The organism is Mycobacteroides sp. CBMA 271, from assembly GCF_009729205.1.
Classification (GTDB): Bacteria; Actinomycetota; Actinomycetes; order Mycobacteriales; family Mycobacteriaceae; genus Mycobacterium.
Window position 1 is genome coordinate 475,695 of record NZ_VTHB01000002.1, and the last position, 12,838, is coordinate 488,532.

Annotated in this window: 12 protein-coding genes; 2 read left to right on the forward strand and 10 right to left on the reverse strand. The window is 63.8% G+C overall.

Annotation, left to right across the window (positions count from 1 at the left end; all coding sequences use genetic code 11):
• Positions 1 to 80 precede the first annotated feature (80 nt).
• Both FZI91_RS07660 and FZI91_RS07665 read right to left on the reverse strand, forming a co-directional pair.
• Positions 81 to 839 (reverse strand): crotonase/enoyl-CoA hydratase family protein, encoded by a 759-nt coding sequence (locus FZI91_RS07660; RefSeq protein ID WP_155938201.1) that lies wholly within the window; start codon positions 837 to 839, stop codon positions 81 to 83.
• Between the two features lie 46 nt (positions 840 to 885).
• Positions 886 to 1,944: a phosphotransferase family protein gene (locus FZI91_RS07665; RefSeq protein WP_155938202.1), complete on the reverse strand. Its 1,059-nt coding sequence runs from the start codon at positions 1,942 to 1,944 to the stop codon at positions 886 to 888.
• 104 nt (positions 1,945 to 2,048) lie between these two features.
• Between FZI91_RS07665 and FZI91_RS07670 the strand changes: the two genes are divergently transcribed.
• Together FZI91_RS07670 and FZI91_RS07675 are read left to right on the forward strand one after the other, a co-directional pair.
• The gene (locus FZI91_RS07670; RefSeq protein ID WP_155938203.1) at positions 2,049 to 3,347 is read left to right on the forward strand and encodes a nucleoside permease; all 1,299 of its coding nucleotides are present in this window, start codon (positions 2,049 to 2,051) and stop codon (positions 3,345 to 3,347) included.
• Positions 3,344 to 4,174 (forward strand): tyrosine-protein phosphatase, encoded by an 831-nt coding sequence (locus FZI91_RS07675; protein WP_162526508.1) that lies wholly within the window; start codon positions 3,344 to 3,346, stop codon positions 4,172 to 4,174. The genes FZI91_RS07670 and FZI91_RS07675 overlap by 4 nt, the downstream gene beginning before the upstream one ends.
• A gap of 74 nt (positions 4,175 to 4,248) precedes the next feature.
• Here the strand turns inward: FZI91_RS07675 and FZI91_RS07680 are convergent, their stop codons facing one another.
• From FZI91_RS07680 to FZI91_RS07715, 8 genes are read right to left on the reverse strand one after another with little or no spacing between them, the layout of a single operon-like run.
• Complete coding sequence (locus FZI91_RS07680) at positions 4,249 to 4,728, reverse strand: DUF456 domain-containing protein (protein ID WP_155938205.1); 480 nt, start codon at positions 4,726 to 4,728, stop codon at positions 4,249 to 4,251.
• Between the two features lie 12 nt (positions 4,729 to 4,740).
• Positions 4,741 to 5,487: a hypothetical protein gene (locus FZI91_RS07685; protein ID WP_155938207.1), complete on the reverse strand. Its 747-nt coding sequence runs from the start codon at positions 5,485 to 5,487 to the stop codon at positions 4,741 to 4,743.
• A gap of 45 nt (positions 5,488 to 5,532) precedes the next feature.
• The gene (locus FZI91_RS07690) at positions 5,533 to 6,891 is read right to left on the reverse strand and encodes an MlaD family protein (RefSeq protein WP_155938209.1); all 1,359 of its coding nucleotides are present in this window, start codon (positions 6,889 to 6,891) and stop codon (positions 5,533 to 5,535) included.
• Entirely contained in the window at positions 6,888 to 8,069 is a 1,182-nt protein-coding gene (locus FZI91_RS07695; protein WP_155938211.1) for an MlaD family protein, read from the reverse strand. The genes FZI91_RS07690 and FZI91_RS07695 overlap by 4 nt, the downstream gene beginning before the upstream one ends.
• Positions 8,070 to 8,074: 5 nt before the next feature.
• Positions 8,075 to 9,208, reverse strand: coding sequence for an MCE family protein (locus FZI91_RS07700; protein WP_155938213.1), 1,134 nt, complete (start codon positions 9,206 to 9,208; stop codon positions 8,075 to 8,077).
• A gap of 34 nt (positions 9,209 to 9,242) precedes the next feature.
• A complete protein-coding gene (locus tag FZI91_RS07705) occupies positions 9,243 to 10,268 on the reverse strand; it encodes an MCE family protein (protein ID WP_162526509.1) in 1,026 nt (341 codons plus the stop codon).
• Positions 10,265 to 11,317: an MCE family protein gene (locus FZI91_RS07710; RefSeq protein ID WP_155938217.1), complete on the reverse strand. Its 1,053-nt coding sequence runs from the start codon at positions 11,315 to 11,317 to the stop codon at positions 10,265 to 10,267. The genes FZI91_RS07705 and FZI91_RS07710 overlap by 4 nt, the downstream gene beginning before the upstream one ends.
• Complete coding sequence (locus FZI91_RS07715) at positions 11,314 to 12,837, reverse strand: MlaD family protein (RefSeq protein ID WP_162526510.1); 1,524 nt, start codon at positions 12,835 to 12,837, stop codon at positions 11,314 to 11,316. Before FZI91_RS07715 ends, FZI91_RS07710 begins: the two co-directional genes overlap by 4 nt.
• Position 12,838 lies beyond the last annotated feature (1 nt).

Consider the following 12,838-nt stretch of genomic DNA (forward strand, 5'->3'; position numbering starts at 1 on the left):
ACTAACAACAGTACGCCGATTGCCCGAGAGCGCCACTTGTCCGTTTTCGAAGAGACCCGAGGCTCCGCGAAAAGCTAAAGCTACTTGCCCTTCCAGACGGGGGCGCGCTTCTCGGCGAATGCCCTCGCGCCTTCCTTGGCGTCCTCGGACACAAAGATCGGCATGAGGATCTCGCCCTGCTTGGCGAAGGCCTCCTCCGGCGCCCAGCTCGCCGACTCGACGACGATGCGCTTAGTGGCAGCGACGGCCAAGGGACCGTTCGCGGTGATCTTTGCGGCCAGCTCTAGCGCGGTCTCCAAGGCCTGCCCGTCGTCGACGAGCCGGTTGATGAACCCGTACTTGGCGGCGTCCTCGGCGGTGAATGAGTCACCGGTCAGCGCCAGCTCCATAGCGACCTGGTACGGAATCCGATTCGGCAGCCGTAGCAGACCCCCGGCACCGGCCACCAGGCCGCGCTTGACCTCGGGGATGCCGAACTTGGCGCTGCGACCCGCCACCACCAGGTCGCAGGACAGCACCAATTCGGTGCCACCTGCCAGGGCGAAGCCTTCCACCGCAGCGATGATCGGCTTACGCGGCGGCACGTTGGTGAAGCCGAGGCCACGCTCGGAAAGTACCGCCTCGCCGCTCACGAATGCCTTGAGATCCATTCCGGCACAGAAGTTTCCACCCGCACCGGTGATAATCGCGACGGACAGATCATCGGAGCCGTCTAACCGCTCTGCCGCAGCGGCGAGTCCCAAGCTGACGGCCCTGTTGACCGCATTCCGCGCATCCGGGCGGTTGATGGTGATTAGCAGGACACGGTCACGCTGTTCAATCAGGACTTCGTCTGACATGGCTTTCCTTTGGGTAGCGAGCGAGTCGGTGAGTTAGTACGCGATGCTATCCGGCGGCCGGAATGAGGCTGCGGGCAACCGAAAGCAGCCTCGGAACGCCCTCGTCCAGCTCCGCAAAGAACGGGTCGTCGGTGGTACCCGCCAGATGTCGCTGGTAGGACACCTCCAGCAGGGTGGCGAGCTTCCAGCCGCCCAACACCTGATAGTAGATCAAATCGCCTGGGGTCCAATAGCTTTGATCACCAGTGCGGGCACCGCGGTAGGCCTCGGCGATCTCCAAGTGAGTGGGGCAGCCGTCCTGAGCGGTCACCGATCCGGTGAGCTCTGCCATGGCGACCTCCCCACCGGGTTCCGGGGTCATGTACAACAGGTATCCGAGGTCGGCCAGCGGATCACCGACGGTCGCCATCTCCCAGTCCAGGACGGCCGTGATCTGCGCCGTTGCCGAGTCGACGAGCACGTTATCCAGCTTGTAATCCCCGTGCACCACGGCCGCCGGACGGTCTCCGGGGTAATTCTCGGTGAGCCAGGTGGTGATGGCGGTGTGATCCTCCAGATCGCGGCCGGTGGGCAGCTCGTTGATGGACTCCCACTGCCCGCCCCACGTCTTCAATTGCCGTGCCAGATAACCCGATTCACGTCCCAGCTTGGCCTCCACCAACCGCGCGGGATCGGCATTGTGTATCTCGGCGAGCGCGACAGCCAGGTCCAGCACCAGCTCTCGCCGCGCGGGCCCGACGAACCATTCCGGCGAGACATCCCGGATCACCTCCCCCTCCTGACGCTCCATCAGATAGAAGGGAGCGCCGAAGATCTCGGCGTCGGTGCTGGCCAGGGTGACGCGCGGGACCCGCACCTGGGCGCTGCTGAGCGCGTCGAGCACGCGGTACTCGCGCATCACGTCGTGCGCACCCGCCTGCAGCCGACCGAACGGCGGACGCCGCATAATCCACTGCGCGCCAGAGCTTCCCGCAACCACATAGGTCAGGTTGGAGTGTCCCGCGGACAGCCGGCGAACCGTTACCTGCTCGCCCAGCTCCCGATTGAGGTAGTCCAGCAGGCTCGCGGGGATGGCGTCAGCGTCCGGTGTCACGTCATCGTCCATGACACATGTTTACCTGACGGCCTAAACCCTGAGAAAGGCACTAGGTCGTTCCTTAGCCATTCGCGCTGCCAACTGGGGCGATCTCATCCAGTATGGGAACTCGTATGAGAAATCGATCCACTCTCTCGACTCGACTGGTCGTGATGAACTTCCTGCAGTTTTTCGTGTGGGGAGCATGGCTGCTGACGCTCGGGGCGTACTGGTTCAACAACAAGCACTGGTCGGGTGCGCACTTCGGGGCCGCGTTCTCCACCATGGGCATTGGCGCGATCATCACCCCACCGATCATGGGCGCGATCGCCGACAAGTGGCTCAACGCCGAAAAGCTCTACGGGATACTGCATCTTGTCGGGGCCGCAGCACTGTTCGGTCTTCCCCTGGTGAACAGTCCCACCGTCTTCTTCTGGGTTCTGCTGCTCAACATGCTGTGCTACATGCCGTCGCTCTCGCTCGCGATCACAGTCGCCTTTAACGCCCTCAAGAACGCCGGCAGGGACACCGTCACTAGCTTTCCGCCCATCCGGGTGTGGGGCACGGTGGGATTCATCGCGGCGCTGCACACGGTGAGTCTGCTGAGGCTGGAGACCTCGGCCGGCCAGTTCTACGTCGCGGGTACGGCGGCTGTTCTTCTGGGTCTGTACGCCTTCACGCTGCCCGCATGCCCGCCGAAACTGGACAGCACGCGCAGCAGCACGTTCGCCGACAGGTTCGGCCTCACCGCCTTCACGCTGTTTCGTCATCGCAAGATGGCGGTCTTCCTCATCTTCGCGATGCTGCTCGGCGGCGCCCTGCAACTCACCAATGCCTATGGCGACACGTTCCTGCATGACTTCGCGAACGTGGATGCCTACCAGGGTCTGTTCACCGTCGAGCACCCGGCCATCATCATGTCTATCTCGCAGATCTCCGAGACTTTGTTCATCCTGGCCATCCCATTCTTCTTGCGCCGCTTTGGAATCAAGACGGTGACGCTCATGAGCATGGTGGCGTGGACGCTACGTTTCGGTCTGTTCGCGTACGGCAATCCCGGAGACGGGCTCTGGATGATCGTGCTGTCCTGCATCATCTACGGCATGGCCTTCGACTTCTTTAACGTCTCGGGCCAGCTGTTCGTCGAGGATCAGTGCGATCCGGCGATCAGGGGGAGCGCGCAGGGCCTGTTCATGCTGATGACCAACGGGGTGGGCGCCATGTTGGGCAGCCTCATCAGCGGGGCCGTCATCGAGAACTTCTTTACCTACCCCGACCAGAGCAAGGACTGGCACAGCATCTGGCTGAGCTTTGCCGGATACGCCCTGGTGGTCGCGGTCGCCTTCTTCGCGCTGTTTCGCCACAAGAGGGGCGAAGGCATCGGCGTAGACCCTGAAGACGCAGGAACACCGCCCGCTACCGTGGGGGTGTGACGATTTCCAGCGCCGAATCGACCGCCTCCCCCGCAGACAGCACCGTGGAGGGCATCTGGAACTTTCGAGATGTCGGCGGGCCCGATTCCCCCGTCTCCATCCGGCCCGGCGTGCTGTTCAGATCCTCTGAGCTCAGCGGTCTCACCGCGGCGGGTGCCCAGACACTCCGTGAATTCGGCGTCACCGACCTGTACGACCTACGTAGCCCCTCCGAGATCGCACGCACCGGATCAGACAGGGTGGACGGCGGAATCCGGGTACACGAGGTTCCGTTTGCCACTCCGGTGGCCGGGGAGGAACGCGCCCCCCACGAGATCGCCTACCGGCAGATGATGATCGAAAGCATGACCTCGGGCCGCGGCCCCGACCCGGCATCGCAGGTCGAGTTCATGCTCTCCGAGTACCGGCGATTCGTCGAACTACCCGGTACGCTCGTCGCCCTCAAGGCGGTGGCCGATCAACTCGCCAGCGGTGCAACGGCTTTGGTGCACTGTGCGGCGGGCAAGGACCGAACCGGCCTCCTGATCGGGGTCGTGCTGCATTCGGTCGGCATCGACTACACCGATATCGCCGCCGACTATCTGTTGAGCAACGCGGCGATCAGCGCCATGCGCGCCCACATCTCCGCGCAGATGAACGCCGCCGAACCCGAGCTCGCGCAAACCATGGCCGCCATGCTCTCCGACGAGGTGCTCGGCGTCCGCGAGGAGTACCTCGACACCGGATTCAGCCGAGTTGCCAACGTTTTCGGGTCATCCGAGGCGATGCTGACGGCCGCTGGGATCGACGGCGACGGCCTCACCGCGCTGCGGTCGGCGCTGATCTGATCCGGCGAGAAGGCACTCAGGTACAGAAATCGATTGTTTTGTGTACCTGAGTGCCTTCTCGCGGGGCATAGGAATCAGACCAACACAGCGCCGAGCCAAATTCCGGCCGACACCATGGCGCCCACCATTTCAATACCGATCGAGGTGGCCACCGCTTTCACCGCGGTGACCGTCGCACCCCACGCCTGTTTCTGACTGTTGCGTCGAATGAATTCGACGAGGTAGATGCCCAGCACGAAGCCGATCACCAACCCCACCACCGGGATGACGAAAAACCCGATGATTGCCGCGATCCCGCCAAAAACCAAGCTGAGCGCGGGCACCCCCGCCTCTCGCATGCGTTGGGCCGGCCACACGTACTTCACCACCGTGGTTGCTATGGCCAACGCCACCACGATTCCCAGGACCACCCAGGCCTTCGTGGTTGATTCAATCAACGCCCACGTGCCGACAGACAGCACCACCAAGGTGGTTCCGGGAACCATCGGCACCACGATGCCGACCATCCCGATAGCGATCCCCAGGGCAACGAGCAGCAGCCCACCGACGGCCATCGAAGGCGGGTCTTAGGCCAGCTCGACGTTACTGGCGAGCCAGCGTCCGTCGACCTTCTCCATCGTTATCTGCACACGGCTGCGGTCCATGCGCGGTTCCTGAACCGCCACATTGGTTACTGCCTGATCGATGAACAGCAGCACCTCGACCTTATCCGGCGTTGCCGACTTCACAGCGGAGTCAACGACAGCTCCGGTTGCCTTTGCCTTGTTCTCGACCATGACCTGACGCAAGGCGGCACTGGATTCGGCGTAGTTCTTCTTGAAATCGCCAGTCGACTTGTCCAAGGTCTTGCTGGACGTGTCATCGAGCTTCGTGCTGTCCACGTTGATCATGACGTTGGCGAATTCCTGCGCCGCGACCAGCGCCTCACTCGACGAACTCTGTTCGATGCGCTGCTCTTCGTAGAGCCGGCCGATGACGGCCGTCCCCGCGGCTACAGCGATCACGGCAACGGCGGCAGCGGTCAAGGCCCAATGACGGCCCTTCATGCCCCCGGACTTGCCGTCTTCCTCGTCATCCGGTTCGAGGCTGATGTCCTCGTCGTCTTCCGAGTCATTCTTTGAGTCATCTTTCGAGTCATCGGAATCCTTCGGCGATGCCTCGGCATCGAAGTCGGCGACCTCCGAAGAGTCCGCTACTTCCGAACCCGAATCGGCGGCGGTGTCAGCCGCCTTGTCCGCGGTGGACTCGACGTTCTCCGTTACCACGGCCTCTTCCGCCTTCTTGGCGTCCTTGCCTGCAGCGTCGTCTGCCATGGTTGTGCTCCTTGCGCTTCCTACTGATACCTATCCGGGTACGCCTTAACGACCGGTAGGCGGAGTATTACCGAAACCGGGCGGTGGCGCAGGCGCCTCGGGAGGCAAGGGTGCATCCCCAGGAATCGGGAGAGGCCACTGCGGTCCACCATACGGCGTCGGAACGCTCCACTTACCCCGTGGCGTCGGATCGGACACCTTCGCCAGGTCCGCATTGGGCGGCGGACCCGCGGTGTCGTCATCTGCGGGCCGCGGCGCGTTCCGAGCACCACGAACCAGCACCGCCGGATCGGGATTGGCGCAGTAGGTGGAGTACAGCGCCGGCTCATAGAAGCTGGCATCCGACACAGGCCTGCGCGGTGTCGCGTAATCGCAGGTCGGCCGCGGATACAGCAGGTCTGCCAGCGCCCAGATGGCGCCGTCGTGGAAAATCGTCGAGACGCTCTCCAGCGTAGATCCGCGCACCTCGGGCCCCGGGAACAGCGCGTTGAGCGCGGGCACCCGCACGTAGTTGATCTGCGCGACGGTGGCGAGGTTGCCCAGCAGTTGCACCATGGTGTCGGAGTTGTCGGCGAAGATGTTGTCCACACCGTGCAATGTCTGCGGCGCCCGACCGAGCAGTGTCCGGAATCCGCCGTCCATCTTCTTCAGCCCGGCGAAGGTGCTGCCCAGCTGCTGGCCGGTCGAATCCAGGCCCGAGTTGAGGTCGACGAGGGTCGAGAAAGTCACCCTGCCGGACTTGAGCAGGTCAACCGTTTCCGGCAGCACCCCGTCCAGGGTGGTGATCAGGAAGGTCCCGCCGTCGAAGATATCGGCGAGCTTGTCGGCCCCCTGGGTGCTGACACCCATCTCCTGACGAATGACCTTGAGCTTCTCGGTATCGAGCTGCGCGAGCAGACCGTCGGAATCCGCCAGCACCTGCGCAAGGGTCATCGGCGTGCTCGCCTGGCCCATCGCGACGATGCTGTTGTTCCCCAGGAACGGGCCGTCGTTGGTCGTCGGGCGGAAATCGAGGTACTGCTCACCCGCCGGCGAGAGTCCAGAGACCCGCACTTCGCTGCTCACCGGTAGCTTCACGCCGCTCTCGATCGACGCCGTCGCGACCACGCCGCCCTTTTCCAGGTTGACGGACTGCACCCGGCCGATCGGGACGCCACGCAGCGTGACTTCCTGATTCGGCAACAGCCCACCGGATTCGTGCAGCTGCACCTTCACCTGGTACTTGGACTCGATCGGGTTGACCTTCAAGGTTCCGAACATCACGTAGCCGGCACAGACAACGAGAATCCCCACCAGGCCGACCACGGACAGCCACTTCCAGCTGCGCTTGAAGACGTCGGACAATGCCACCAGTCCGCGGGAGATCGACTCCAGCAGACCCCCGCTTGTCTGGGGCGCGGTCATCGGCCCGGTCCCGGTTCCGGCGAGGCCGGCGCGGCGGCCGGTTGAGGCGCGGCTGGCGGTTCCGGGGCTGGCGGGTTGGGTCCCTGACCCACGACCCGTTCCTGCAACCGGTACAGCGAATACTTGAAGCTGCCAACGAGATAGCCCCAGTCGGCCTGCTTAGGACCGTGGAACGTTGGGTCGCCCTTGTACCCGGCATCGGGCCAGTTGCCGAGCGCCAGCTTGGCCATGTTGACGTCGACGGACAGTCCGCTACCCGAATTGGCCTTGACGGCAACCGGTATCAACCGGTTCAGTGCGACCAGGCTGGTATTGGGGCTGGTGGTGATGTCGTTGAATCCGCGGGCGATCGAGTTCAAGTCGGCGATCATACTGCGGGTGTCGGTGCCCTGGATCGACGGGAACTTCGCCAGCTGATCGGAGATGTGGCCCGCCGTGTCGGCCAAATCGCCGACCTGATTGGGGTCGATCGCCCGCAGCGCGGGTGCCGAGGACTCCAGCAGATCGTTGATCGTCTTTTCCCGCGCCGACAGCGTCGAGGCCAACCGGGAGGTCTTGTCGAGCGAGTTCTGGATCTGGGCCGACCGGCCGTTGAGCGTGCCCATCAACTGATCGGACTGCTTGACGATCTCACCGAACACGATGCCGTTGCTGCCTTGTCCGCCAGACGACTTTCCAAACCCGTTGACCAGGTGTGTCAGATTCCTGATGACACCGCCGTTGACGAGGACGGCCGCGGAGGCGAGCACACCCTCGACCGTGGCGGCCGAGGACGTCGTGTCGAGACCCAGCTTGTCGCCGTTCTTGAGAAGCTGGCCCGATGCCTTGGCAGGTGGCGTGACGGCCACGAAAACGTCGCCGAGCGGGGTTGCCGTGCGGAGCTGCGCGGTCGTACCGACGGGCAGTCGCACACCCTCACGAATCCGTAGCTGCACCACCGCCACGTAGTCGAGCGCCTCCATCGATTCGACCTCGCCGACATCGGCGCCGCCCAGACGAACCTTGGCCTTCGCAGGGAGGTTGAGCGCATTGGCGAATCGCGCGGTCAGCTTGTAGGAATCCGAGCCCATGTTGGGGGCGGGAAGCGGCAGGCTGTCGAGTCCCGGTGGGGTGCACGCAGATACGGCAAGAACACCGGCCAGGGCGAGCGCGGCCAACCTGGGCTTCGAAATGCTCATCACAACTACTGCCCCATCCTGGCCATGCCGTCGAGCATGTACGTCAACCCGAAGTCGGGTCCGTAATCGGCCATCGTGCCGGTGCTGCATCCGAGCTGCCGCAACCCCATCATGTTGCAGATTTCCTTGGTGAACTGGCTCTCGAACAGCAGCTTGTCCAACAACGGATGCAGCCGAATCGACCCGTTCACCGGGTCGATGACGCGGTCCAGATTGTCCAGCGTCAGCGGCAGCAGATCCAGGGTTTCCTTCAGCTCGCGCTGGTTGTCGGTCAACGACTGCATGGTGACGTTGGTGTTGCCCAGCAGACCCTTGATGACGTCGCGATTCTTCTCGATGAGCTCGGCAGTGTTCTTGAGGACCTCGTTGGCCTTGCGCCCCGTGGTTCCGGTACCGAACTTCTCGGCCGCCAACACGTCTGAGGTGCCGTGCACCGCCGAACCGAACTGGCGAATTGCCTTGTCGTTCTCCGCCATCGCATTTACCAGTGAGCTCACGCTCTTGATGATGGTGCTGAGCTGATCCTTGGTCTCGGCGCCATCGGTGGTCATCTTGAGCGCCTTCGACAATTCGTCGAGCGCGGTCTTGACCTGTTCGCCGTTACCGGCAGCGGTCTGTGCTCCGATGTTGACGAGGTCCGCGGCCGGTCCGCCGCCCTTGCCGTCGCCCTTCATCGCCGAGCTGAGCTTGTCGACGGTGGCGAGCACCCGGTCGAATCCGACAGGCGTGCGGGTGCGGTCGAGCGGGATGGTGTCGCCGTCCTTGAGCACCGGCCCCTCGGTATAGGGCGGGCTCAACGCGACATGCCGGTCGGTGAGCACCGAGCTGGTGAAGGCGGCCGCGACGACGTTCGCGGGCACCTTCACGTCCCGATCCACGTTGAACTTGACCTCGACGTAGGTGCCCTTGGCGGTCACCGACTCGATGCTGCCTACCGGCAGGCCGAGCACCTCGACCACATTGCCTACGAAAAGGCCCGACCCCTCATCGAATTGGGCGGTGACGGAGATCTTGTCATCCACCACGCCGGCCTTGCGTAGACCCAGGTACCCGCCGATCAGGGCCAGCACCACGAGCACCGACACCGCACCGATCATCAGTACCCGGCGAGACTTGGAACCTTGCTGCGGCATGGTCATGCAGGGTTCCCTTCCTTGCGCTCATTCGCGATGCTCATTCGCAGTCCTTGAAGTATTCGAGCATGCCCCACTGCTCGGCGCGGCTGCTGATGGCGCACATCCAGTTGTCGACGACCAGACCGTTGATCAGGTTGATGTTCAGGGAGTAGGCCGAGCCGGTCGCGTTGGTCAGGTTCCGCAGCGGTACGGGCAGGATCTGCAACAGGTTTCGTATGTAGTCGTCGTGATCGCTGGCCATCGCGGTCACGTCCTTGAGCTGGCGCAGCAGCGTCTCGAATGCGGGCCGATCCTTGACAACAACCTTGCTCAGCAGATCGACCACCTTGGTGATCGAAACCATCAGGCGCTGGAACGAAGCCTTGCGGGATACAAACTCTCCCAGCAGGTCCCGGCCTTGGTAGACCAGGTGTCCGAGGTTCGCCTGCTGCCGATGCAGCGTTGACGTCACGGTGGATGCACTCTTGAGGAGCTCACCGATCTGCGTGCGCCGGGTGGCGACGATTCCGGACAGTTCCTTGAGGTTCTTCATGGCGTCGGGCAGCGCCTCGGGTAGCCCGTTGAGCTGCTTGGCCAGAATCTCGATGGACTGGGCCAACTTGGCCGTGTCCACCTGCTCGTAGGTGGCGGCCGTATCCGCGAGCAGCGCCTGCAGGTCGTACGGCACCTCGGTGTGCGACAGCATGATTCGCTTGTTCGGGATGGCGCCCGCACCACGCGGACGCAACTCGACGTACCGCGAACCCAGCAGTGTGGTGGTCTTGATGGCGGCCTGGGTCTCGGAGCCCAGCTTCACTTCGTCGCGCACCCGCATGTCGACGAGCACCTTGGTGCCGTCGAGCACAACGCTTTTCACCTCGCCGATGTCCACCCCGGCGACGCTGACGTAGTCACCCTTCTTGAGCTGAGCCGCCTGCGCGAACTCGGCCTGGTACCGGGTGTACCCGACACCGATCTGGCGGAACATCAGCATGGCCGCGATGATCGCCACGACAACTCCGACGGCGATCATGCCGATCCAGAACTTGCTGCGGTCTTCTAGCGTGCGTTCACGGGGGCTCATTCGATCCCTCGGCATTTCGGTGTGTATTTGGCGACACCACCGTGTGTGGCGTGCCGGACGATGGCGGGCACCAGGTCGTTGAGGCCCGGGAAGAATCCGTTGATATTCAGCGAGCAGGCGTACGAATTGCCGTACGCGCCATCCTGAGTCGTGCGCGCCAGACCCTTGAGGAGCAGCGGCAGGTTGGCGCCGAGGAACGCGAACTGATCCTTGTTCGCAAGGATGTGCGCCGCCGTGCCCGGCTCGCGGTAGATCATCTCCTGCAGTTGCGGGTACACGTTGTCGCCGATGGTCTGGATCCGATTCACCACGTGGGTGGCCGAACCGAGCGAGGACACCAGGGTCTTGCGGCGGTTGTCCAGCTCGCCCACCACGTTTTGGCCCTGCACAACGAGTTGGTCCAGGTTGTCGTTCTGCTTGGCGACGTTGTCCAGCACCGTGTTGAGGTTCTCGATGAGCTCACCGAGCGACCGATCGCGTCCGGCAAAGGATTTGGTGATCTCGGTGGTCTGCGCAACCACATGGGCCAGCGCGCCGGTGTCACCCGCGAAGGCATCGATGAGCCCGTTGGACAGGTTGTCGACCTGCTTGGGGTCCAGCAGGGTGAACAACGGCTCGAATCCGTTGAGCAACGCGCCGACGTCGAAGGATGGTTCGGTGCGCTCTACCGGGATCACGCTGCCCTCGGCGAGACGTTCCGGGCTGCCATCGGGTCCCCGGGACAGCGAGATGTACCGCTGCCCGATGATGTTCTGATAGGTCACCGAGACAATCGAATTGCCGTACAGGTTCTGGTTGCTCTTGACCCGGAACTTGAGCTTGGCGAGCGCACCATCCAATTCGATCGAATCGACGCGGCCCACGCGCACACCGGCGATACGTACGTCGTCGCCGGACCGCACGCCGGTGACATCGGTGAAGATCGCGGTGTAGCTCTTGGTATCACCGGTGGTGTCGCGGCGCAAGGTGCCGTACACCAGTGTCGTCACGCCAATGGCGAACGCGACGAACAGCGACAGCCCGATCACCGCGGCCCGGAAGTTCTTCATCGTGTTCCTCCCCGGCCCGCCTGCGCACCGACCGGATTCGCTTGCGCCGAATCACCTTCGGCGTTGTCCTGGCTAACCGAGATCGTCATCCCGCGAGCCACCGGGCCGAGCAGCAGCTGCTGCGCGGTGTTCGGATTGCCCCCCAGTGCCTTTCCGAGCTGGTCACGCTCGACCGCACTGCCCACGGGTCCAACGTTTCCGCCGAACGAGGCGGGCGCCACGCCTGCAGGCGCAGGATTGGGCGGCGGTCCAAATGGCGGCAGCACCGGATTGGCGGACCTGTCGACCTCCTGCGGGTTGGGACCTCCGCCGTGCAGCATGATGTCGGCCGCGGTCGGCGGGAAGATGGTTCCCGCCGGCGGCGCGATGTCCGGCGGCGGCTTGTAGCTGCCCGGCTGGAGCACCTCGGGGATGTCGATCCATTGGCGCGTCTCGGGCGCCGTGGTGCAGCTGGGCCCGGCGAGCTCGCCATAGCGCGGGCAGTCATCACGCACATAGGTCCAGGCCGGCGTGAACGACAGGATCAGGTTCAGGCCGAGAACCTGGCGACCGGGATCCCAACCGTTGGCGAAAATCGAATCCGACAGCACCTTGATACGCGAGGCGATCGGCTCGAACTTGTCCGAGTTCTGCGCGAGGACACCGACCACCGGGGTCAGATGTGTGCCGATGCCGATCATCTGGTCGATGTGGTTGTCAATCGCGGTAGACGCGGTCCCAGTCGTGTGCAGACCCGCCGACAGCAGCCCGCGTACGTCGGACTCCTTCTGCGCGATGGTGCGCAACGGCACCAGCGCGTTCTCCAGGTTGTCGAGCAGTCGCGGTGACGTGGTGCTCAGCGCCTCGGTCATCTTCTCCAGCGCCGCGATCGTCGAAGGATCATTGGGGCTGGCGGTGACCATCGCATTGAATTCGGTGAGGATGCGTTGCAGCCGGGCACCGGAGGTCAACAGCTTGTCGCCGCGTCCCTGGGTGGCCTGCCCCAGCACGCCGATGATGCCGATAGGCGGGTCGCCGCGTTGCCGTTCGGTGGCGGCGAGCACCTCACGCAGCTTGTTGGTCGTGGTCTGGAAGAGCACGGTGGGCAGCTTGGTGTCTTCGGAGATCACCGCGCCGTTGCGCAGCGCGGCACTGTCACCGTTGTCGACCAGCTGTACCGAGGACACCGCGAACACGTTGCTCGGCACCACGCGCGCGGTGACCGTGCTCGGAATTCCACTGGCGTGCTCCGACTTCAGGTCGATGTGCACGACGTTCGGCTTGCCGTCTTCGGCAGGAGTGACGGACGTGACGGCGCCGACAAGCATGCCGCGGAACTTCACGTCGGCCCGTTCGGGCAGGCCGTCGCCGACGTTCGTCAGTTGCGCCTCAACCTTGACGGTGTCCTCTAGGTAGCCCTTGGACTTGGCGAGCAACAACCCGGTCACCAAACCCAGGATGGCGAGCACCGAAACGCCCGCGATGAGCAGACCACGATCGGACCACCCACGACCACTTGCCGAGAAGGAGCTGCTGCTCACG

What these genes read in the sequence shown, in the direction of transcription:
- FZI91_RS07660 (WP_155938201.1), bottom strand. Translation starts at nt 839, where the DNA reads ATGTCAGACGAAGTCCTGATTGAACAGCGTGACCGTGTCCTGCTAATC.
- FZI91_RS07665 (WP_155938202.1), bottom strand. Translation starts at nt 1,944, where the DNA reads ATGGACGATGACGTGACACCGGACGCTGACGCCATCCCCGCGAGCCTG.
- FZI91_RS07670 (WP_155938203.1), top strand. Translation starts at nt 2,049, where the DNA reads ATGAGAAATCGATCCACTCTCTCGACTCGACTGGTCGTGATGAACTTC.
- FZI91_RS07680 (WP_155938205.1), bottom strand. Translation starts at nt 4,728, where the DNA reads ATGGCCGTCGGTGGGCTGCTGCTCGTTGCCCTGGGGATCGCTATCGGG.
- FZI91_RS07685 (WP_155938207.1), bottom strand. Translation starts at nt 5,487, where the DNA reads ATGGCAGACGACGCTGCAGGCAAGGACGCCAAGAAGGCGGAAGAGGCC.
- FZI91_RS07690 (WP_155938209.1), bottom strand. Translation starts at nt 6,891, where the DNA reads ATGACCGCGCCCCAGACAAGCGGGGGTCTGCTGGAGTCGATCTCCCGC.
- FZI91_RS07695 (WP_155938211.1), bottom strand. Translation starts at nt 8,069, where the DNA reads ATGAGCATTTCGAAGCCCAGGTTGGCCGCGCTCGCCCTGGCCGGTGTT.
- FZI91_RS07700 (WP_155938213.1), bottom strand. Translation starts at nt 9,208, where the DNA reads ATGACCATGCCGCAGCAAGGTTCCAAGTCTCGCCGGGTACTGATGATC.
- FZI91_RS07705 (WP_162526509.1), bottom strand. Translation starts at nt 10,268, where the DNA reads ATGAGCCCCCGTGAACGCACGCTAGAAGACCGCAGCAAGTTCTGGATC.
- FZI91_RS07710 (WP_155938217.1), bottom strand. Translation starts at nt 11,317, where the DNA reads ATGAAGAACTTCCGGGCCGCGGTGATCGGGCTGTCGCTGTTCGTCGCG.